Origin of the sequence: Nocardia sp. BMG111209 (assembly GCF_000381925.1) — a bacterium.
Taxonomy (GTDB): Bacteria; Actinomycetota; Actinomycetes; order Mycobacteriales; family Mycobacteriaceae; genus Nocardia.
Window position 1 is genome coordinate 1,850,150 of the sequence record NZ_KB907307.1, and the last position, 21,469, is coordinate 1,871,618.

Genomic DNA, 21,469 nt, shown 5'->3' on the forward strand with positions numbered 1-21,469 from the left:
TATTCATGACCACCATTCTCGATGCCTCGCATCACAACGACGTCGAACTGTTCGCCGCCCGCACCGTGCCGGGCCCGCGATCGGCGCACCTGCTGGCCGAGCAGGAACGGCAGGAGTCCAACGCTCGCACCTATCCCCGCCGGTTGCCGTTCGGCATCGCCTCCGCGCGCGGTTCGATCATCACCGATGTCGACGGGAACCACTACGTGGACCTGCTCGCCGGCGCCGGCGTGCTGGCACTGGGACATTCGCACCCCGAACTGGTCACGATCGCCCAGCGGCAGTTCGAACTGCTCGTGCACGGGCTCGACATGCCCACGCCGATCAAGGCCGAGTTCACCGGCAAACTGCTCCGCCGGATCCCCGGCTACGACGCCGAAGCGGCCAACTGGAAGGTCCATTTCTGCGGACCCACCGGCGCCAACGCCGTGGACGCGGCGATCAAGCTGGCCCGCATCGTCACCGGACGGCACGGCGTGGTCAGTTTCCAGGGCGGATTCCACGGCACCACCCACCTCACGATGGGCATCACCGGACTGCTGTCCCAGCGTTCGGGCATCGCCGGCATCGGTGACGGGGTGACCTTCCTGCCCTACAGCGACAGCCGCAACTATCCGGACCAGCGGCCCGAGGACGCGCGCTATCACACGACCCTGATCGAGAGCCTGCTGACCGATCCCAACGGCGGCATCCCGGCGCCGGCGGCGATCATCCTGGAGATCGTGCAGGGCGAGGGCGGCGTCGTCCTCGGCGATCCGCATTTCCTCGCGACCGTGGCGGATCTCGCGCACCGGCTCGGCGCGCTGCTGATCATCGACGAGATCCAGACCGGATGCGGGCGCACCGGAACGTTCTTCGCCTACGAGCGGCACGGGATCCGCCCCGACATCGTGTGCCTGTCCAAGGCGCTGTCCGGGATCGGCACCCCGGTCTCGGTCCTGCTGTACCGCAGCGAGCACGACGTGTGGCGGCCCGGGACGCACACCGGCACGTTCCGCGGCAATCAGATCGCGTTCGCCGCCGGCAGCGCATTCCTCGACATCCTCGATCGGGACGGCATCCTCGACCACGTCGCGGCGATCGAGCGCACCGTCGCCGCGGTGCTGGGCCCGCTGCCCGATCTGTTCCCCCATGTGTACGAGGTCCGCGGGATCGGGGCCATGTGGGGTGTCGAATTCGTCGCCGAGTCCGGCCGCCGCGATTCCGGCGGCCCGATCGCCCGCGCCGTGCAGGAACGGTGTGTGCACCGGGGTGTGGTGACCGAGGTCGGCGGCCGCAACGACAGCGTGCTGCGCCTGCTGCCCCCGCTGAACATCGACCTCGACCTGCTCACCGACGCCTGCACGGTCATCGCGACGGCGGTCGACGAGGTCCTCACGGCGGGAGCGGTGCGATGACCGCGCCCGAGGGCACCGCCCCGGTGGTGTGCATCGGATACGGGCCCGCCGGAATCGGATTGGCGGCCGCGCTCACCGATCTGAGTTACCAGCCGCACCGGGAGCCCCACGAGGGCGGCGTGGCGGGGCAGGCGGTGTATCTGGAACGGCAGGCCGAGGCCGCCTGGCAGCCCGAACTGATGATCGCGGGCACCGATATCCAGCACCACTACCTCCGGGATTTCGGCACCCCGCGCGATCCGCACACCCGATTCGGCTTCGTCAACTATCTGCACGCGAAGAATCGGTTCTACGAATTCACCGCGCGCAGTGGATATCCGGAGCGCGTCGAATGGGACGACTACTGCCGGTGGGTCGCCGAGCGGGTGGACGGTCTGCGGCACTTCGGCGCCACCGTCCGGGCCGTCCACCGGGACACCGCGGCGAACGGCGCGCGACCGGCGTACCGCGTCGAGTACCGCGACGAGGCCACGCGGCGGGACCACTCGATCGTCACGCCGGCCGTGGTCGTCGCGACCGGTTACGCACCGCACATTCCCGCGGAATTCGAGGTGGACGATCGGCGGGTGTTCCATTCCGACCGGTATCTGAGCGGCATCACCGCACTCGAGCCGCCGCGCTCGATCGCGGTCGTCGGCGCGGCGCAGACCGCGGGCGAGATCATTCTCGATCTGCGGCAACGCTTTCCGGACGCGGCGGTGCATTCCATCGTCCGCAACAACGGGTTCAGCATGTACGACCTGGGTCACTTCGTGAATCGGGCCTATTGGCCGCACGAGCGGGCCGCGTTCGCCGCCTACCCCGCCGAGATTCGCGCGGAGGTGTACGCCGGTCAGGCCCGGACCAACTACGCCGCCGTCGACCCGGACGTGTCGACGGCGCTGTACAACGACTGGTATCGCGGTCGGGTGCTCGGTGCGCAGCGCCTGCATCTGCACATCCGCAGCGCGTCGCGGATCATCGAGACCTCGCCCGCGGCGATCACACTCGACATCACCGACCGGTACACCGGCGGGCATCGGGACCGGATCGGCGTCGACGCGGTGATCCTGTGCACCGGGTACGTCCAGCCGCGGATTCCCGAGGTTCTGGCCCCGATCGCGGCCGGGTTCGCGGTCGACAGCGACGGTGAACCCGTCGTCGACCCGATCGGGCAGATCCGGTATCTCGACGGCGGTCACGAATCCGGGATCTATCTGCACGGCGTCGCCGAGCGGCAACTCGGCATCGGCAGCGCGGCATCGTTCAGCCTGCTCGCCGTGCGGTCCGGCGATATCGCCGAATCCCTGGTCACCGCCACGCGTCCGCTACCCACCGCCACCGCATCCGCATAACGGACCACAGAGAGAGCAGAGACGACGATGCTGGTATTCGACCTCGACGACCAACCGTGGGCCGAGGAGCACAGCTTCAACACCCTGTCCCGGCGACTGTTCCCGTGGGACAACCTCCGCGAAATCAATTGGGGCGGTTCGTGGGTGAAGGTCCGCCCCGGCGAGACCACCACCCCGCACTCGCACGACGAGAAGGAGATGTTCCTCATCGTCGAGGGTGCCGGGCAGTTCACCCACGGCACCGAACGGATAGATGCGCGGCCCGGCACCACCGCGATCATGACGCCCGGCGTGACCCATTCGATCACCAACACCGGATCCGGCGAGCTGATCTTCCTGGCCGTGTGGTGGACCGACGATCAGCATGTCCACGATCCCGCGCTGACCCCGCCGCCGGTGCAGCCGTCGTGACCGCCGGGGACGGTGTCGCCGTGGCCGTCGTCGGCGCCGGCGTGATCGGCGCGAGTATCGCCCATCATCTCCAGGCCCAGCACATTCCGACGCTTCTGGTCGCCTGCGCCGATCCGCGCCACCGTGCCCGCGAGGCCAGCGCCAATTCGGGCGGGATCGTCCGGGCGGTCCACACCGCGCGACTGGAGACGGTGCTGACCGTCGGCTCGTCCCGGGCCTACCGCCGCATGGATATCGCGTCGGACGGGGCCGTCGCCTACACCGGCGCCGGATTCGTGTTCATCACCGACCGCGGTCACCGGCAGGCGTTGGCCGACCGGGTGGCCCTGCTGGATTCGCTGTCCTATCCCGCGGAACTGCTGGATTACGAACAGCTTTCCCGGCGCTGGCCCGAAATCGTCTGGCGCACCGACGATCTCGGGCTGTTCGAACCCGCCTCCGGTTCGGTGGACGTGCGCGCGGTGGTCGGTGCCTTCCGGCAGGGCCTGTCCGCTCACGGCGGCACAGTGCTGGCCGAGACGGCCGTCTCGTTCACCCCGGCGGCCGGCGGCCGCTGGATTCTGACCACGCAGGAACGCAACTCGTATCGCGTCGGCGCGGTGGTGGTCGCGGCCGGCCGGCACAGCGCCGAGTTGCTACGCGAGTCCCGCGGCCACGACTTACCCCTGCACGCGGCCCGGATGGGTGTGGTGGAGCCGGCCCTCGGCGGCGGTGGCCCCGGCATCCCCGGCGGATTGTCGTTCATCGACGATGTCACCGGCGGCTACGCCATCTGCCGCGCGGATACGATCCTGATCGGCGCGAACGGCCGTGTCGCACCGGATGATTCGCACGACGACCTCACCGCGGCGGAACGCGAGGCGATCCGCGGGACCGTGAGCGTCCGGCTGCCGGCGGTCCGGGACGCCCCGGCCGCGGGCACCCGGGTCGGCGTCGACGCGATGACCGTCGACGGGCGGCCGATCGTCGAGCAGCTCGAGCCGGGCCTGTTCGTCTGCACCGGCTTCTCCGGCGGCGGCGCCAAGATCGCCCCGGAGATCGGCCGCCTGACCGCCCAGTGGCTGTCCACCGACCGCCGTCCCTCGATCCTGTCCGGCTACGCCCTCCCGCGCCCGGCATCCGACGACCGACCCGATCAGGACGATAACCATGACATCCGAGCGTTCTCGTATATCTGACACGATCAGGCAGATCATCCGCGCCGCGTACGCCAAGGATCCGGCGACCAACACCGTCCTCGACGCGCTGTTCCATCCCGGGGTGCAGGCCGCGATGGCCCATCAGTTCGCCCACCGGCTCGACACCCGCGGGCAGCACGCGCTCGCCCGCCTGGTCGCGACGCTGGCCCGCATCGTCACCGGCCTCGACGTCCATCCGGCCGCCCGCATCGACCCGACCGTGTTCATCGATCACGCGCTCGGTGTCGTGATCGGCGAGACCGCCACCATCGAACACGACGCGATGCTGTACCACCACGTCACCCTCGGTTCGATCGGATGGTGGAAGGACCGGGAATTCGCGGTCCGCCATCCCACGATCGGCCCACACACGGTCCTCTGCGTCGGCTCCTCGGTGCTGGGACCGATCACCGTGGGCGCCAACGTCATCGTCGGCGCGCATGCCGTGGTCCTCGCGGACGTCCCCGACGACACCCATGTTCCGGCCGGCAGTGTCTGGGCCGCCCGGCAGCGGGACGCCGCGACGGCCCCGCACCTCCTGCGCACCCTCTGAACGAGCCCGGAGATACTGATCATGTCCAATTTCATCGTGACGGCCGCACCCCCCAACCCCAACGGCGACCTCCATCTCGGGCATCTCGCCGGACCGTTCCTGACCGCCGACATCGTGGCCCGCGCGCTGGCGCTGCGCGGTCACGCGGTCAGTCACGTCGGATACATCGACGAACATTCGTCGTACGTGGTCCGGCGCGCGCGTGAGCTGTCGACCGATCCCTACACGGCCGCAGCCGTTCTCGGCGATCGGATCGAGACGACCCTCACCCAGGCGAATATGCGGCCCGCCACCGTCGCCCGGCCGCTGCGCGATCCGTCGCACGATCGCCGGGTGCACGAAGGCTTCACGACGCTGTGGGACGCCGGGCACATCACGGTCGATTCCGAGGCCCAGGTGTTCTCCTGCACGACCTGCTCGCGGCCGCTCTACGAATGCGAGATCCGGGGTATCTGCCCGTTCTGCGACGCCGCCTCGGACGGCATCTACTGCGAACAGTGCGGCAACCCGCAGCTGCCCACCGGTCTGATCGATCCGCGGTGCACCCGTTGCGGCGGAACGGAAATCACCACGACGCGGCATCGCCGGCTGATCCTCGACATCGAACCGCTGCGGCCGCAGCTGCGGGAGATCCTCACCGCGGTGACGCCGCGCCCCCGCACGGTGGACTATCTGCACGATCAGCTGTCCCGGCCGCTCGCGCCGGTCCCGATCAGCCGGCTGGGCAATTACGGTGTGTCCGTACCGCTTCCGGACTGGGAGGGGCATTTCCTGGACACCTGGTTCAGCGGCGTCTTCGGCTACATCAACGCCGCGGACCTGGACAATCGGCGCCGGCGGCGGTTCGACGCGGCCAGCCCCTGGCAGGACGAACACGTCGACGTGGTCGAGGCGTTCGGATTCGACTGCTCGTTCTCGCACATCATCCTGTGGAATGCGGTGGCGCTGCTGTCGAAATGGCCGGTGCGCCTGAACTATCTGAGCAACGAGTTCTATCAGCTCGACGGGCTCAAATTCTCCACCAGCCGCGGGCACGCGATCTGGGGCGCGGACTACCTGCCGACCACCTCGTCGGACATCCTGCGCTTCTACATGGCCCTGACCGGGCCGGAAACCCGCGCGAGCTCGTTCAGCGAAAACGCGTACCAGGAATTCGAGGGCAGGTACCGGCACGCGATCGGCGAACTGTTCCGCATCGCCACCGCCGACGCCGGTCCCGAGGCCACCGCCGACGTGCCGTCGCAGGTCGAGGCCGTCGTCGAACAGTGCGAGCAGGCGTACCGGCCCCACACGTTCAGCGCCAGGGCGGCCGCGACGGTCCTCACCGAGCACGTCATCGACGACGACACCCTGCGGCGCCAGCTGGAGACCGCCGGGCCCGATGCGCGCCGGGCCGCTTTCGAGGCGCTCGTCCGGGCCTTCCATCCGCTGTCGCCCTATTGGACGACGCAGCAACTGGTCCAGCTCGGCCGGGTGCCCTCGATCGATCTCGACGCGCTGGTGCGTCCCGCGACGGCGGCGACCACCGCGAGCCCGCACGATCCGGCGCGGACGCTCACCCTCTGAGTCCCGTGGGTACGCCGGCGCCGGCACGTACTGCCGGGTTGTGGACGATCGTGATGTCGGTGCTGGGATCCGGCACGATCCTCGTAAGCCTGTGGGCGCCGGGACTTCCGGTGCCGGAGCGCACGGTGTTCGTTGTGCTGCTGGTGGTCTCGACGATCGGCGTGGCCGCGGGGTTCGCGCGGTGGTCCGGCCCCTGGGTACGGTATCCGGCGGTGCGGACCGGGCTCTACGTATTCGGGATCGCCGGTGGCACGCTGGCGCTCACCGCGGTCTCGGCACTGTTGATGTCCCGGGCCGGGGTTCCGCCGGTGATCCGTTGCGCCACCATTGTTTCGGCGCTGGTGATCTTCGCCTGGGCCGAGATTCCGGTCGCCGTGATCGGCGCCGCGCTCGTGGTGGCGCTGGTGGCCGTCGCCGGCGCCGGCCTGTCGATCACCGATACCGTTCTCGGCGGTCCCGGCCCGCACCGAATTCTCCTGGCGATCTACTCGTGTCTGCCGATCTCGCTGACGGTCGTCGGCTGGGAACGCCTCGCCGCGGAACCGGTACCGAGACAACGGATCCTGCTCGGGGTGGGGGCGACCCTGGTCGTCACGCTCGTCGTGATCCTGGGCGGCGGGATGTCGGCGGCGGCACAGTGGCCGCATGCCATGCGGACGTCGGCCGCTGTGCTCGTCTCGGTCGTGCTCGCGAGTTACGCCGGTCGCAACCTCCACACCCTGGCGGGGCTGCTCGGGACGAGCGGCCACCGGCGAGCGAAAATGGCAACGGCCGCAGTGGGTTACACGGTTCTCGCACTGCTGCTGGTGGCAGCGGCGCCACGGGCCGTGCTGCTCCCCCTGGTATGCCCGGCCCTGGCCACCGCCTGCCTCTACCTTCCGGTGGCGATCGGAAGACCCGAAAGGATCGATGCCCAGTGACGGCCACCCGCGGCCACCATCTCGCGTTCACCACGTTCTTCGTGCTGCGAAAACCCTACGGGCATCCCGTGGTACGCGGATTCGAGGCGGCCGAACCGGCGATATTCGACCAGGCCGACGAATTCGACGGCTTCATCGGCAGGGCGAGATACGCGGATTCCGAACAGCTTCCACAGTCGGAGATCACCAACTTCGACCGGGATTGGGGCAGCTGGGGCGAATTCGCGGTGCCCGCGTTCCACCGGGAACCGGTCGCCCCCGGAATCGACCGCAGGGCTTCGACATTGAGCATCTGGCGCGATGTCGACGCGGTCCGCGACTATGTGTACTCGGGCCGTCATCTCGACGCGCTGAAACGCCGGGACGAGTGGACCGATCCGGAGTCCGGCACACCCAACCACGCCGCCTGGTGGATTCCGGCCGGGCACATTCCGCGCTGGTCCGACGCGGTCGCCCGCCTGGAGCGGCTGCACACCCACGGCCCCACCGTCGATGCGTTCACCCTCCGGTCGCCGTTCCTCCCGGACGGCTCCGGCGCGCGGCGCTGAACGCCGTCAGGTGAGGCGGGTGGCGATCAGGCGGGCCACCTCGGCGGGCCGGGTGTCGAGGTAGAAGTGGCCGCCCGGGAAGGTGGTCAGCTCGAATTCGCCGGTGGTGTGGGCGCGCCAGCGGTGCGCCTGTTCGACGGTGACGGTGGGGTCGTCCTCGCCCAGCAGCACGGACACGGTGCAGCGCAACGGTTCTCCGGGGCGGTGCACGTAGGTTTCCACGGCCTCGTAGTCGCTGCGGACCGCGGGCAGGACCAGTTCCGCGAGGGCCGGTTCGGTCCGCAGGATCTCCACCGAGGCGGGATCGTCTGCCAGCCGGGCCAATTCGTCGATCAGGTCGTCGTCGGTGCCGCGGTGGACGCTGCCGGTGGCGGGCTCATCGGGGGCGAGGCGGCCGGAGGCGAACAGGGTGGTCACCTCGCGGCCCCGCGCCGCCAGCAGGCGGGCGGTCTCGAAGGCGATCGTCGCGCCCATACTGTGCCCGAACAGGGCCAGCCGCACCGGCGGCCAGGTCAGCAGGTCCGCGGTGATCCGCTCGGCCGTGGCGACCAGGCCCGGTTGCGGCGGATCGTCCAGCCGGTCCTGCCTTCCGGGGTACTGCACCGCGAATACGGCGGTGCCGGAATCGAATTCCCGGGCCAGCTCCCGGAAGGCGCCGATGGATCCGCCGCCGGGCGGGAAGCACACCAGCACCGTGCCGGGCTCTGCCGCGGAACGCAATTGCCGCAGCCACTCGGTTGCGGGTATGCGCCCCACCATATTTCGCTCCCTCCACGCGCGGTTCCTCGCCGCAGACCTTAGCCTGAATCCACTGACGGGGGTTTCGTGCTGGTCCGCGCGCCTGCGGCGCGCGGACCAGCGGGTTTCGGGCGTGGAGTAGCCGCTGGCCTGGCCAGCTTTTCCACGTGAGTCCTCGGTTCGGGCCCGTCGGGCGGGGATGGTCAGATGCTGTCGGGTTGTGGTGGTGTGTAACCGATTGTGTTGTGCCACAACGTGAGCCATGCGTCCGCCCAGGGCCAGCAGCGGGGCAGGTGCAGGATGGGACGCCGTTGAGGGCGAGCGAGCCGGGCGGGGATGGTGATGATTTTGCGGCGCAGGGTCGATCCGCGGGCCCGGCCGAGTCGGCCACCGGCCAGTATTCCGGCGGTGCGCAGCAGGTTGTGGGCGATCGCGGCGCACAGGACCCAGGCGAAGTTGGCGCCGAATTTCCCGGACGGAATGTGAGCCAGTGGCCCGTCGATCAGGTCGGCGAACACGGTTTCGATGATGGCGTGTTTGCGGTGGGTGATGTCGGCATCGGCGACGGGCTCGGTGGAGTTGGTGAAGAACGGGTGATACCGCCAGACCGGGAACAGGGCATCGGGGTATCGGGCGTCTTTCACCCGGCGCACGATCAGCCTCGCGGTGGTCCGGTCTTTCGTGGAAGCGAAAGCGGTATAAGAGATTTCGGCGACCTCGGCGTCGGAGATCCACTCACCGGTATCGGGATCACGCACGGCACCGGGATACCGCACCGGAGTCCATTGGTCTTCGCCGATCGCGGTGATCGCGGCGTTGACCGCCGAATTCTTGGTCAGTACCAGCGAGAACTGTGCCCCGGCGCGCAACGCGGCGCACACGACTTTGCGGGTGCCGTATGCGGAGTCCCCACGCACCAGCACGATGCCGGTGGCGCGGGCGGCACGAGCGGTGCCGATCGCGGCGGTAACCATCGATGCGGCACCTTTGCCCGAGCCGGTCTTACCTGCGCGTAGCCGTATCCCGGCGATCACCGGTGCCGCCAGGTCGGTGCTGATCGTGGTTGCCAGGGGTGAAAGTCCTTTGCGGAGAACCTTTTTCCCAGCAATCTTCGTGTGCCCGTACGACGCGCCCTGCTTCTGGTGGCCATAGACCGGGCGCAGCAGCGAATCGATATCGACGAAGGTCCGCACAGCCGCACCGGGCAACAGATCCGCGCGCGCGGTCAAGGCCAGCAGATGCTCGCGCATCACCGACTCCAACTGCTTGGCGTGACCGAATGTGAACTCCCGCAACAGAGTCCCGACCGTCGAGGGCGCATACACGCCACTGAACAGCGTCTTGCACCCGCCGCTGCGCAGCAGACCGATATCGTCGATGCTGTCCGCACCCGCACACATCCCGGCGATCAACGTGGCCAGTTTCGGTGCCGGGTTCACCGACCCGGACTTGACTCGTGGCGCGTCGATGGCAATTTTCTCGGTCAACAGCCTGGTCAGACCCGTCTGCTCGGCCAGGGTCATCACCGGAACCAACCCCGCCACCGACACGAGGCCATCATCATCGAACCTCGCCGAGGACTCGGCGAACCTGTGGAACAATCGCACTGAAAGTGTCTTTCGGAACTTGTCTTGGTTGTTGTGTGGTAACTCCAATCATCCCAGGTCAGAAGGCACTTTCTTCATTTCGACACACCCAAATACACCGAATTCATCGGTGGATTCAGGCTTAGCCCGCCCGCGGTGTCGGGTCCGCGCCGAGTACCCGGAACACCCGGGTGAGCTCCGCGCCGGTGATCAGGTTGGTGCCCGGGGCGATCAGCCACATCACCGCGATCCCCTGGAACATCGTGAAATAGAACTTCGCGACGGCCAGGGCATCTTCCTCGGCCAGGTCCGGGAACGACTCCCGCAGGCTGACAGCCAGTTCCGAGCAGGCCCGCTCGGTGGCCTCGGCCATGTAGACCTGGGTCTCCGGGGATCGGGAGGCGACCATGCCGTTCTCCATCCCGAGCAGCAACTGGTCGCGATTCTGCTCGAGGATCCCCAGCAGCCCGTCCATGGTCGGGGCCAGCGATTCGGCCGGCGCGCGACCGGTCGCGGCCACGCGGATCACCTCCTCGAAATCGTCGCCGATCTCGGTACCCATCGCCTCGAGTACCGCCTCCGTGACGAGCCGGTCCTTGGAGCCGAAGTGGTAGCCGATGGCCGCGAGGCTGACCCCGGCGGCGCTCGCGATGTCACGGGCGGTCACCTTGGCCAGTCCCCGTTCGAGGATGGCCTTGCGGGCGCCCGCCAGCAGATCTTCACGGTTTCCCATGTCAGCCACCCTACCAGCGTCTTAGACATTTGTTCTAGACAGGTGTGCCAGACCGTGTTACACATATGTCTAAGACGTTCGAACCAAACGAAGGAACGACATCATGAGCACCACCCACGTACTGGTCGCCGGTGGCGGAATCGCCGGCAATGCCGTTGCGCTGCAACTGCTCCGGGCCGGAATCCAGGTCACCCTCGTCGAGCGGGCCGACGCCCCGCGGCCGGGCGGCCAGGCCGTCGACCTGCGCGGGCCGAGCAAGGAGGCGGCCGACCGGATGGGTCTGCTGGCGGGTATCCGGCGCCATCAGCTCCACGAACTCGGCCTGATCTACGTCGACGGGAACGGACGCGAGTACGCCCGGATGTCGATGGAGTCGATGGACGGCACCGGGCCGGTCGCCGAGATCGAGATCACCCGCGGTGACCTCAATCAGGTACTGCTGGACGAGGTGGCCAAGGCCGGCGGCGAACTGGACTACCGCTACGGCGACTGGATCGAGGCGATCGAGCAGAACGACGCCGGCGCCGACGTCACCTTCGCCTCCGGCCGCACCGGCCGATACGACCTGGTCGTCGCCGCGGACGGGGTGCACTCGGCCACCCGGCGGCTGGCCTTCGGGCCGGAGGAGCAGTTCACCACCTACCTCGAGGGGTACTGCTCGTTCTTCACCCTGCCCACCCCGGCCGGCGTCGAACCCGGCTGGATGGCGATGCACACGGTGCTCGGCGCGGCGGTCGCGATCCGGCCCGACCGCGATCCGGCCACGTCCAAGGCCATCCTCACCTTGCGCACCCCCGAGAATCCGGCGCTGCGCGGGGACATCGGCGCGCAGAAGCAGCTGATCCGCGACATGCTCGCCGAGGCCGGCTGGCACGCACCCGCCGTCCTGGCGACGATGGAGCACGCCACCGACTTCTACTTCGACTCGCTCACCCGCGTCGACATGCCGTCGCTGGCCGCGGGCCGGGTGGTCCTGCTCGGCGACGCCGGCTACTGCGGATCGCCGATGACCGGGATGGGGACCGCGATGGCGATCGTCGGGGCCTATCTGCTCGCGGGCGAAATCGCTGCCACCCCAGCCGATCTCGCCGGAGCGCTGGCCCGCTACGAGGAGAAGGTGACGCCGTTCCTCGCGACCGCCAAGCAGCTGCCCGGCGGCGGCATCAAGATGATGCTGCCCTCCTCCCGCATCGTCGCCGCGATGGGCCGGTTCAGTATGCGAATCCTCACCTCGCCGGTAGTGATGCCGCTGACCCGGAAGATGTTCATGCCGAAGGACGGCGGCTTCGAACTGCCCGTCTACTGAGTGCGTATCCCGGTTGCCGGTGCGCCGGGACCACGCGCCTAAGCTGTCGGGGTGCGCCAGAAGATCATCATGGATGTCGACACCGGCATCGACGATTCGCTCGGGCTGCTCTACCTGCTCGCCTGCGAGGATGCCGAGATCGTCGGCATCGCGTCCACCGCGGGCAACGTTCCCGCGCCGCAGGTGGCGGCCAACAATCTCGCGTTGCTGGATCTGTGCCGGGCGCCCGGCATCGAGGTCACGCTCGGCGCCGAGACGCCGCTGGCGATCCCGTTGCGGACCACCGAGGATACGCACGGGCCGCAGGGCATCGGTTACGCCGAATTCCCGCCCTCACGGCGGCCGTTGTCACCGCGGACCGCCGCCCGGATGTGGGTGGATCTGGTCCGGGAACATCCCGGCGAGATCATCGGCCTGTGCACCGGCCCGCTCACCAATCTCGCACTCGCACTGCGGATCGAGCCGCAACTGCCGCTGTTGCTGAAGCGGCTGGTGGTCATGGGCGGCGCGTTCAACCATCCCGGCAACACCACCCCGACCAACGAATGGAACGTCCACGTCGACCCGGAGGCGTGGAAAGAGGTCTTCGACGCCTTCGGCGCGGCGCACGCCAATCCGCGGCCGCTGGTGTGCGCGCTCGACATCACCGAGACGATCGAGATGGTTCCGGGCCATCTGACCCGCCTCGCGGATGTCGCGGAAAGCCTTCCCGCGCACGAGGTTTCGGAGACCGATCCGCCGGGAGCCCGCTCCAAGGCGAGCAATCCGATCATCCGGTTCCTGACCAACGCGGTGCGGTTCTATTTCGAATTCCACCAGCAGTACGACCTGGGCTATCTGGCCCACATGCACGACCCGTTCGCGGCGGCGGTGGCGCTGGATCCGAGCCTGGCCGTCACCCGGCCCGCCACCGTGGACGTGGAACTGACCGGAACCCTCACCCGGGCAACGACCGTCGCCGACTGGGCCGGCATGTGGGGCCGGGAACCCAACGCGGACATCGTGATCGGCACCGACCCGGCGGCCTTCTTCGAGCGGATGATCGGCCGGGTCGGCGCGTTCGCCCGCGCGGTGTACCCGCCGGAGCAGTAGGAGATTCGGATGCACGGCGCAGAACCCGGCTACGTCGCGGACTTCCGGCGGCGCCTCGGCCTACCCGGAATCATCGACGTGCACACACATTTCATGCCGGACCCGGTGATGCGCAAGGTGTGGGCGTATTTCGACGCCGCCGGCCCGATGACCGCCCGGCCGTGGCCGATCACCTACCGCGACGACGTGGAGCAGCGCCTGAAAACGTTGCGCGACTTCGACGTTCGAGCGTTCACGGCACTGGTGTACGCGCACAAGCCGGATATGGCGGCGTGGCTGAACAACTGGACCGCCGAATTCGCCGCCGGCACCCCGGACTGCCTGCACACCGCCACCTTCTACCCGGAACCCGGCGCCGCCGACTACGTCGTGACGGCACTGACCGCCGGCGCGCGGGTCTTCAAGGTGCACATCCAGGTCGGCGACTTCTCCCCGACCGACCCGCTGCTCACCGACGTCTGGGCACTACTGGCCGACGCGGGCACCCCCGTGGTGATCCACTGCGGCTCCGGCCCGGTACCGGGCCGCTTCACCGGCCCCGAGCCGATCGCCGAACTCCTGCACCGCTTCCCGGCCCTGCGCCTGATCATCGCCCACCTCGGCGCCCCCGAGTACACCGCGTTCCTCGACCTGGCCGACCGCCACGAGCACGTCCGCCTCGACACCACCATGACCTTCACCGACTTCTTCGACGCCGTCGACACCTTCCCGCCCACCGCCCTCCCCCGCCTCACCGACCTCGGCGACCGCATCCTGTTCGGCAGCGACTTCCCCAACATCCCCTACGCCTACGGCCACGCCCTCTACGCACTGGAACGACTGGACCTCGGCGACGACTGGCTCCGCGCGGTCTGCCACGACAACGCAGCGCGGCTGTTCGGGATCGGCTGATGGGCTGGACGCCCCGACCGGCAGTTCGGAATCGGCAGATCGGCTGGACGCCACCCGACCGGCAGTTCGGAATCGGCTGATCGACTGGATCCCCCGACCGGCAGTTCGGGATCCGCTGACCGACTGGACGCCGCCCGACCGACTGTGCGGAATCGGCTGACCGGCTGGATCTCCCGACCAGCTGTTCGGAATCGGCTGAGCGGCAGGACGCAGCCCGACCGGCTGGCCGAGATCGACGGATCGCCTCGGGATCGATAGCCCGATGCCGACCGGCAGCTCCGGATCGGACTGCCCGAGGACGGCTAGCTGTCGAAGGCGCGGAGGATCTCCTCGGCTGCCAGTGCGGGTGTGAGCGAACCGCTGCGGACCTGCTGTTCCACTTGGGCGCGAACGGCTTTCACGCTCGGGTTGTCGGCGAGGCGGCGCAGCAACTGGTCGTGGACCATGGTCCAGGTCCAGTCGACCTGCTGGCGGCGGCGCTTCTCGGCGAATTCGCCTGCTTCGGTCAGGACCCGGCGGTGTTGTAGGACGGTGTCCCAGAAGGTGTCCAGGCCGGTGCCGTTGAGGCCGCTCATGGTGAGTACCGGTGGGCGCCAGAGGCTGTCGCGCGGGTGGATCAACCGCATCGCGCCCTGGAGTTCGCGGGCGGCGGCCTTCGCCTCGAGCTCGTGGCGGCCGTCGGCCTTGTTGACCGCGACCAGATCCGCGAGTTCCAGCACGCCCTTCTTGATGCCCTGCAACTGGTCGCCGGTGCGGGCCAGGGTCAGGAAGCAGAACACGTCGACCATGTTGGCGACCGTCACCTCGGACTGGCCGACACCGACGGTCTCGATCAGGATCACGTCGTAGCCGGCGGCCTCGAGCAGGACCACCGTCTCGCGAGTGGCCTTGGCGACGCCGCCGAGCGTGCCCGCGGTCGGGGACGGCCGGATGAAGGCGTCGCGCTCCACCGACAACCGCGCCATCCGGGTCTTGTCACCGAGGATGGAACCGCCGGTGCGGGTCGAGGACGGATCGACGGCCAGCACCGCGACCTTGTGCCCCTGCCCGATCAGATACATGCCCAGCCCGTCGATGAACGTCGACTTGCCCACCCCCGGCACACCGGTGATCCCCACCCGATTCGACTCGACCGCACCGGGATCCGGGAGCACCCGCAACAGCAACTGCTGCGCCAGTTCCCGATGATCGCCGCGCGTCGACTCGACCAGCGTGATCGCCCGCGCCAGCGACGGTCGTTCGCCCTTGCGGACGGCCTCGGCCAGTGCGTCGACATCGATCACGCGGCGGCCGGTGGACGAACGGGCCACGGCCGCACGGGATGTGGCCGAACCGACGCCGGCTGTCGAGGCGAGGCGGGGATGCCCGGCCGGCGTCCAATCCGATCGGATTCCGGCCGGCTCGGCCGATCCGCCGCTTGCCGGAGCGGGCCGGACGGCGTCGGCGTCCGTGGCACGATCACGGTCCGCCGGGGGGCCGGCGTGTTCGGCCGGGCCCGGCGGTGTGTCCTCGCTCATTCGGCTCCGGTGGGTTCTTCTGTGCCGGTGCCGATTTCGTGGCCGAGGTCGGCGGCGAGCTTCTGCAGCAGGTCGATCGCCGAATCGGCGATGACGGTGCCGGGCGGGAAGATCGCCGCGGCGCCGGCCGCGTACAGCTCGTCGAAATCGCCGGGCGGGATGACGCCGCCGACGATCACCATGATGTCCGGACGGCCGACCTCGGCCAGGGCCTGCCGCAGGGCGGGCACCAGCGTGAGGTGGCCGGCCGCCAGCGACGACACACCCACGATGTGGACGTCGTTGTCGGCCGCCTGTTGCGCCACCTCCTCCGGGGTCTGGAACAGCGGGCCCACGTCGACGTCCATGCCGAGGTCGGCGAAGGCGGTGGCGATCACCTTCTGGCCGCGGTCGTGGCCGTCCTGGCCCATCTTCGCGACCAGGATGCGGGGACGACGGCCCTCGGCCTCGGCGAACTCCTCCACCAGGGCCATGGCCTTGCTGATGTTGGTCACCTTGCCGGCCTCCTCACGGTAGACGCCCGACAGCGTACGGATCTCGGCCTGATGCCGCCCGTACACCTTCTCCAGCGCATCGGAGATCTCACCGACGGTGGCCTTCGCGCGCGCGGCGTCGATGGCCAGGGCCAGCAGATTGTTCTCCATACCGCCGTCGGAAGAGGCTGCGGCGCGGGTCAATTCGGCCAGGGCCCGCTCGACCTCGGCGGAATCGCGTTCCGCGCGCAGCTTCTGCAGCTTGGCGTTCTGCTCCGCGCGGACGCGGGTGTTGTCGACCTTCAGCACCTCGATCGGGGTGTCCTCGTCGACCTGATACTTGTTGACGCCGATCACCGGCTGCTGCCCGGTGTCGATGCGGGCCTGGGTGCGGGCGGCGGCCTCCTCGATGCGCAGCTTCGGGATGCCCTCCGAAATCGCCTGTGCCATACCGCCGTGCGCCTCCACCTCGGAGATGTGCGCACGGGCCCGCTGCGCCAGCTGATGGGTCAGCCATTCGACGTAGTACGAACCGCCCCACGGATCTATCGGCCGGGTGGTGCCCGACTCCTGCTGCAACAGCAGCTGCGTGTTGCGGGCGATACGAGCGGAGAAGTCGGTGGGCAGCGCCAGCGCCTCGTCGAGCGCGTTGGTGTGCAGCGACTGGGTGTGGCCCTGGGTGGCGGCCATCGCCTCCACACAGGTGCGGGCCACGTTGTTGAACACGTCCTGCGCGGTCAGCGACCAGCCGGAGGTCTGCGAATGGGTGCGCAGCGAGCGGGATTTCGCGTTCTTCGGCTCGAACTGCGCGACCAGTTCGCTCCAGAGCAACCGGCCCGCGCGCAGCTTCGCGACCTCCATGAAGAAGTTCATGCCGATCGCCCAGAAGAACGACAGCCGCGGCGCGAACTGGTCGATCGTCATACCCGCGTCCAGACCGGCGCGCAGATACTCCACACCGTCGGCGAGGGTGTAGGCCAGCTCCAGATCGGCCGTCGCACCGGCCTCCTGGATGTGGTAGCCGGAGATGGAGATCGAGTTGAACTTCGGCATCTTCGCGCTGGTGTACACGAAGATGTCGGAGATGATCCGCATCGACGGCTTCGGCGGATAGATGTAGGTGTTGCGGACCATGAACTCCTTCAGAATGTCGTTCTGAATGGTTCCGGCCAGCTGTTCGGGCTTGACGCCCTGTTCCTCGGCGGCCACCACGTACAGCGCGAGGATGGGCAGCACAGCGCCGTTCATGGTCATCGACACCGAGACCTGGTCCAGCGGAATGCGATCGAACAGTTCCCGCATGTCCAGGATCGAGTCGATGGCGACACCGGCCATGCCGACATCGCCGGTCACCCGCGGATGGTCGGAGTCGTACCCGCGGTGGGTGGCCAGGTCGAAGGCGACCGACAGACCCTTCTGGCCCGAGGCCAGGTTGCGGCGGTAGAAGGCGTTGGAGTCGGCGGCGGTGGAGAAGCCGGCGTACTGCCGGATCGTCCACGGCTGGTTCACGTACATGGTCGGGTACGGCCCGCGGACGAACGGCGCCACACCCGGCACGCTGTCGAGCGGATAGCCCTCGGCGACGATGCCGTCGCGGTCGGCGCGGGTGAACACGGGCGGCACGTCGATCCCCTCGGGGGTCGACCAGACCAGCTGCTCCGGCGGGTAACCGGTGGCCGCGGCCGTCTCCGCGACGAACGAATCCACCTGCGCGGCAGTGACTTCGGCGTCGGACGTACTGCCCAGCGGCACCTCGGCGAAGCTGCCGATCACATGCTTGATATCGGTCATGTCTATGCTCCCAGCTTTTCCAGCAGGCCGGACAGGGCCGCCACCGCGTCGATGCGGGCGGCGAGGAATCCGTCCGGGCGCTGCGCACCGGACAGCTCGGCCACCGCCTTCTCCGGGCCGGCGAGCAGCACCGTGGTCACCCCGGCCGCGCGCAGCCGATCGACCGCCGCGGCGGCGTCGGTGCCGTACCGGGCATCCGAACCGCACAGTACGGCCAGCGTCACCCCGGCCTCGGATACGGCCCCGGCGATGGTCTCGCCGGTCAGCGGACCCGGGTTGACCGCCTCGATACCGCCGGAGGCCAGCAGGTTACCGGTCCAGGTGACCCGCACATTGTGCTCGGCGACCGTGCCCAGCGGAACCAGCAGCGCCCGCGGGCGGCTGTCGTGCGCGGCCAGATAGACGTCCGACCGGTCGCGCAGCGCCTCGAACGCCGCGCTGTAGCGGGCCACCGGGCTCGGCGTCCGGGCACCTTCGGACAGCGGCTTCTCATTCAGGTCCGGGAATTCGTTGACACCGGTCACGGCCGTCTTGCGATGTGCCACATCGGATTCGCGCCGGGTCCGGACCTCGGCGATCCGATCGGCGAGCAGACCGGAGGTGAGCGCGGCGGTGTACCCGCCGGCCGCCTCCAGTTCCTGCAGGAAGGCCCATGCCCGCTCGGCGAGGGCGCCGGTGACGCTCTCCACATACCAGGAGCCGGCGCCCGGGTCCTGGACGTGACCCAGATGCGACTCCTCGAGCAGCAGCAACTGCGTATTGCGTGCCATCCGCTGCGAGAACGCTTGCGACACACCGAGTTCCCCGGCGGGCAGCGCGGCGTCGAACGGCTGCACCGTGACCAGATCCGCCCCGCCGACCCCGGCGCCGAAGGCGGCCAGTGTGGTACGCAACAGGTTCACCCACGGGTCGCGCTGGGTCGTCATCGCGGCGGAGGTCACCGCGTGCTGGGGGGCGTTGCCGAAATTCGGTGCGCCCAGCTCCTCGGCCACCCGAGCCCACAACCGGCGGCCCGCCCGGAATTTCGCGATGGTCCCGAACTGGTCGTCGGTGGCTGCGAACCGGAACACCAACTGCCCCAGCGCATCCGCGATATCGATCCCGGCGGTGGTCAGCGCGCGCAGATAGTCGAGCCCGGCGGCGATCGCGGCGCCGAGTTCCTGGGCGTCGGAGGCGCCGGCGTTGTGCAGGGCGACGCCGCACACGGTGATCGCGCGGATCGTCTCCGGCCGCGCGATCGCCTGCCGGGCCAGCTCCACCGCGGTATCCAGATCGGTGTGCGAGGTGTCGTTGAATCGGCTGGTGAGCGGCGTGACGCCGAGCGCGACCCGGACATCCGCCGGTTCCGCGGCGCGATACTCGTCGAGCACCGCGAACACTTGCGCGGCGACCGCCGCCGCGTCTCCCCCGGCGTCCAGCGACAGCGGGGCCAGATCGAACAGCAGACCGTTCAGCGCGGCCGGCAGGTCGGCCACCGGCACGCCGCGCTCACCGGCGCCCAGCCACACCGCGGTCACACCGTTGTCCAGCGCCGAGAGCATCTCGCGGTTCACCGCGGCCGCATCGGGGCCGCCGAAACGCTGCGCCACATGCCAGCCGCGCCGCACGTCGCGGGTCGCGTCGCCACCGCGGACGAACGGGAACCCGCCGGGCAGCGCCTGTTCGGGCAGCTCGTCGCGGCGGGTGTACAGCGGCGCCACGGTCAATCCGTCGTAGGTGGTGACGTCGAGCAGCCGCTCGGGCTCGGCCGGCAGCTCCGACACCTCGACCCTGCGAGCCTTGGCCAGTACTCCGGCCACGCCCTTACGCCATGCGGCGTACTCGGGAACCGGATCCGCACTCGGATCTGACGCAATCGCCATCGCTCGCGTACCTCATTCCACTAAAGTCCGATAGTTCAGCTCTACCGGATACCGTGGCGTCGGCTCAAACCTTCGCACCGGATTCGCAGAGTCGTGTGTGGTGCTTACACAAATCTGTGCAAGCGACCGCGCGCCGTGACGGACCCGGCCCGATCGGCCTCGACGGCCTGTTCCGGCGCCGGAAGCCCGCCGACTGTGATGCTAGTCCGGGAGGCCTCCGACCTGCCCGGCCCGTCGCGGTCCCGCACCCCCTGCGTGAAGACACCCCGGGTCCGACGGCGTGTCGAGCGCATCGGCGACCGCGCGGGACCTGCCCGCCGGCGGCTCGGTAACCTGACACGGTGCTGAGCAAGTTCCGGGATCCCCGCACGCTGGTGGCGCTGGCGGTGGTGGTGGCACTGGTAGCGGTCGCGCTGCTGGCGCCGCATCCGTCCCCGCAGCAGATCCGGGACTGGGCGAAATCCGCCGGGCCGCTGTTTCCGCTGGTGTTCCTCTCGGTGCACACCATCGTGACGATCGCGCCGTTCCCGCGCACGGTGTTCACGCTCAGCGCGGGCCTGCTGTTCGGCCCGGTCCTCGGCGTCGCCGTGGCGCTCACGGCCACCACGATCAGCGCGATCCTGGCACTGCTGCTGGTCCGGGCACTGGACCGGGATCAGGTGGCCGCGCGGTTGACGCATCCGGCGGTGCGGGCGGTGGACCGGCGGCTGGCACGACGCGGCTGGCTCGCGGTCGGCTCGCTGCGGCTGATCGCCCCGGTGCCGTTCTCGGTGATCAACTACTGCGCCGGGCTGTCCTCGGTGCGGATGCTGCCCTATGTCCTGGCCACCGTGGTCGGCATCGTGCCCGGCACGATCGGCGTGGTGGTACTCGGCGACGCGCTGACCGGCCGGACCGATCCGGCGCTGCTGGTGCTGTCGGGGGTGTGCATCGCGATCGGCGTGATCGGGCTGATCGTCGACGCGCGGTGGCCGGTGGACGAGGTCGCCCCGGAACCGGCCGAGGTACGGCCCTAGAGCCCGATACCCGCGCGCAGCCGCGCGTCGAGGGCCTCGGATTCCTCCTCGGTGAGCGTGCCGATCGGGCCGCTGAGCCAGGGCCGGTACACCGGATGCAATTCCAGTGCGTCGGCCCACCCGTGCTCGGTGTGCGTGGCCAGCAGGTGGCCGGGATCGGCCTCGGAGAGCGGCACCACGTGCAGCCAGCGGTAGGGCGAGTCGAGCACCGCCGGATCGGACACCACGATCACGGCCCGCTGCCGGGGCAGGGCCTCCCCCTCGGGGTTGGTGGGTGCGCAGTTCCAGACCTCGCCGCGCATCATGCGTGGCTCCGCCATCAGCGCTCGCCGTGCGCGAGCCGCGCCTGTTCCGCCGCGGCCGCGGTCGTGGTCAGCGCGTCGTCCTCCGGCACGATGGGCATGTGGGCGAGGCTGTCGCGGACCAGATCCCGGCGCACGGCCTCGTTGATCACCGCCGACACCGATCGGCCCTGGGCCGCCGCCGCCCGGGTCACCCATTCGTAGACCGTCGCGTCCAGGCTCACCGTCAGCCGCGTCGTCTTGCCCATGCCGCCG

20 protein-coding genes are annotated in these 21,469 nt (G+C 69.2%); 12 read left to right on the forward strand and 8 right to left on the reverse strand.

Features of this window, described 5'->3' with window-relative positions:
* Positions 1 to 5: 5 nt before the first annotated feature.
* The 8 genes from G361_RS42810 to G361_RS0108465 are packed head-to-tail and all read left to right on the forward strand — an operon-like array spanning position 6 to position 7,907.
* Positions 6 to 1,397 carry an aspartate aminotransferase family protein gene (locus tag G361_RS42810; RefSeq protein ID WP_019926628.1) on the forward strand — a complete coding sequence of 464 codons (1,392 nt, stop codon included), beginning with the start codon at positions 6 to 8 and terminating at the stop codon, positions 1,395 to 1,397.
* Positions 1,394 to 2,731 (forward strand): SidA/IucD/PvdA family monooxygenase, encoded by a 1,338-nt coding sequence (locus G361_RS0108435; RefSeq protein WP_019926629.1) that lies wholly within the window; start codon positions 1,394 to 1,396, stop codon positions 2,729 to 2,731. The genes G361_RS42810 and G361_RS0108435 overlap by 4 nt, the downstream gene beginning before the upstream one ends.
* A 27-nt stretch (positions 2,732 to 2,758) precedes the next feature.
* Complete coding sequence (locus tag G361_RS0108440; RefSeq protein WP_019926630.1) at positions 2,759 to 3,142, forward strand: cupin domain-containing protein; 384 nt, start codon at positions 2,759 to 2,761, stop codon at positions 3,140 to 3,142.
* Positions 3,139 to 4,320 (forward strand): FAD-binding oxidoreductase, encoded by a 1,182-nt coding sequence (locus tag G361_RS0108445; RefSeq protein ID WP_019926631.1) that lies wholly within the window; start codon positions 3,139 to 3,141, stop codon positions 4,318 to 4,320. The genes G361_RS0108440 and G361_RS0108445 overlap by 4 nt, the downstream gene beginning before the upstream one ends.
* Positions 4,292 to 4,873 (forward strand): serine O-acetyltransferase, encoded by a 582-nt coding sequence (locus G361_RS42815; protein WP_019926632.1) that lies wholly within the window; start codon positions 4,292 to 4,294, stop codon positions 4,871 to 4,873. Before G361_RS0108445 ends, G361_RS42815 begins: the two co-directional genes overlap by 29 nt.
* Positions 4,874 to 4,894: 21 nt before the next feature.
* Complete coding sequence (locus tag G361_RS0108455; protein WP_019926633.1) at positions 4,895 to 6,439, forward strand: class I tRNA ligase family protein; 1,545 nt, start codon at positions 4,895 to 4,897, stop codon at positions 6,437 to 6,439.
* 53 nt (positions 6,440 to 6,492) lie between these two features.
* Positions 6,493 to 7,359, forward strand: coding sequence for a hypothetical protein (locus G361_RS0108460; protein ID WP_026342826.1), 867 nt, complete (start codon positions 6,493 to 6,495; stop codon positions 7,357 to 7,359).
* Positions 7,356 to 7,907: a DUF3291 domain-containing protein gene (locus G361_RS0108465; protein ID WP_019926635.1), complete on the forward strand. Its 552-nt coding sequence runs from the start codon at positions 7,356 to 7,358 to the stop codon at positions 7,905 to 7,907. The genes G361_RS0108460 and G361_RS0108465 overlap by 4 nt, the downstream gene beginning before the upstream one ends.
* 6 nt (positions 7,908 to 7,913) lie before the next feature.
* On the opposite strand, the gene G361_RS0108470 is transcribed toward G361_RS0108465, so the two are convergent.
* The 3 genes from G361_RS0108470 to G361_RS0108480 form a co-directional block, all read right to left on the reverse strand.
* Positions 7,914 to 8,666 (reverse strand): thioesterase II family protein, encoded by a 753-nt coding sequence (locus G361_RS0108470; protein ID WP_019926636.1) that lies wholly within the window; start codon positions 8,664 to 8,666, stop codon positions 7,914 to 7,916.
* A gap of 182 nt (positions 8,667 to 8,848) precedes the next feature.
* On the reverse strand, positions 8,849 to 10,252 hold the full coding sequence (locus G361_RS0108475; protein WP_019925568.1) for an IS1380 family transposase: 1,404 nt from the start codon (positions 10,250 to 10,252) through the stop codon (positions 8,849 to 8,851).
* Positions 10,253 to 10,373: 121 nt separating this feature from the next.
* Complete coding sequence (locus G361_RS0108480; protein ID WP_019926637.1) at positions 10,374 to 10,964, reverse strand: TetR/AcrR family transcriptional regulator; 591 nt, start codon at positions 10,962 to 10,964, stop codon at positions 10,374 to 10,376.
* A gap of 103 nt (positions 10,965 to 11,067) precedes the next feature.
* Here G361_RS0108480 and G361_RS0108485 point away from each other — a divergent pair, with 103 nt between their 5' ends.
* Genes G361_RS0108485 through G361_RS0108495 form a run of 3 tightly spaced genes read left to right on the forward strand, consistent with a single transcriptional unit; the run spans position 11,068 to position 14,253 of the window.
* Positions 11,068 to 12,270 carry an FAD-dependent oxidoreductase gene (locus tag G361_RS0108485; RefSeq protein WP_019926638.1) on the forward strand — a complete coding sequence of 401 codons (1,203 nt, stop codon included), beginning with the start codon at positions 11,068 to 11,070 and terminating at the stop codon, positions 12,268 to 12,270.
* A 51-nt stretch (positions 12,271 to 12,321) separates the two neighbouring features.
* Positions 12,322 to 13,362, forward strand: coding sequence for a nucleoside hydrolase (locus G361_RS0108490; protein WP_019926639.1), 1,041 nt, complete (start codon positions 12,322 to 12,324; stop codon positions 13,360 to 13,362).
* A 9-nt stretch (positions 13,363 to 13,371) separates the two neighbouring features.
* The gene (locus G361_RS0108495) at positions 13,372 to 14,253 is read left to right on the forward strand and encodes an amidohydrolase family protein (RefSeq protein WP_019926640.1); all 882 of its coding nucleotides are present in this window, start codon (positions 13,372 to 13,374) and stop codon (positions 14,251 to 14,253) included.
* A 302-nt stretch (positions 14,254 to 14,555) separates the two neighbouring features.
* Here G361_RS0108495 and meaB read toward each other — a convergent pair whose 3' ends face one another.
* From meaB to G361_RS0108510, 3 genes are read right to left on the reverse strand one after another with little or no spacing between them, the layout of a single operon-like run.
* Positions 14,556 to 15,770, reverse strand: a complete 1,215-nt coding sequence (meaB, locus tag G361_RS0108500) for a methylmalonyl Co-A mutase-associated GTPase MeaB (RefSeq protein WP_019926641.1) — start codon at positions 15,768 to 15,770, stop codon at positions 14,556 to 14,558.
* Complete coding sequence (scpA, locus tag G361_RS0108505) at positions 15,767 to 18,034, reverse strand: methylmalonyl-CoA mutase (protein ID WP_019926642.1); 2,268 nt, start codon at positions 18,032 to 18,034, stop codon at positions 15,767 to 15,769. Before scpA ends, meaB begins: the two co-directional genes overlap by 4 nt.
* A 2-nt stretch (positions 18,035 to 18,036) precedes the next feature.
* The gene (locus G361_RS0108510) at positions 18,037 to 19,896 is read right to left on the reverse strand and encodes a methylmalonyl-CoA mutase family protein (RefSeq protein WP_019926643.1); all 1,860 of its coding nucleotides are present in this window, start codon (positions 19,894 to 19,896) and stop codon (positions 18,037 to 18,039) included.
* Between the two features lie 341 nt (positions 19,897 to 20,237).
* Here G361_RS0108510 and G361_RS0108515 point away from each other — a divergent pair, with 341 nt between their 5' ends.
* Positions 20,238 to 20,912: a TVP38/TMEM64 family protein gene (locus G361_RS0108515; RefSeq protein WP_019926644.1), complete on the forward strand. Its 675-nt coding sequence runs from the start codon at positions 20,238 to 20,240 to the stop codon at positions 20,910 to 20,912.
* On the opposite strand, the gene G361_RS0108520 is transcribed toward G361_RS0108515, so the two are convergent.
* Together G361_RS0108520 and G361_RS51730 are read right to left on the reverse strand one after the other, a co-directional pair.
* Positions 20,909 to 21,232, reverse strand: coding sequence for a hypothetical protein (locus tag G361_RS0108520; RefSeq protein WP_231387004.1), 324 nt, complete (start codon positions 21,230 to 21,232; stop codon positions 20,909 to 20,911). The genes G361_RS0108515 and G361_RS0108520 overlap by 4 nt on opposite strands.
* Positions 21,232 to 21,462 (reverse strand): ribbon-helix-helix protein, CopG family, encoded by a 231-nt coding sequence (locus tag G361_RS51730; RefSeq protein ID WP_019926646.1) that lies wholly within the window; start codon positions 21,460 to 21,462, stop codon positions 21,232 to 21,234. Before G361_RS51730 ends, G361_RS0108520 begins: the two co-directional genes overlap by 1 nt.
* Between the last annotated feature and the right edge of the window lie 7 nt (positions 21,463 to 21,469).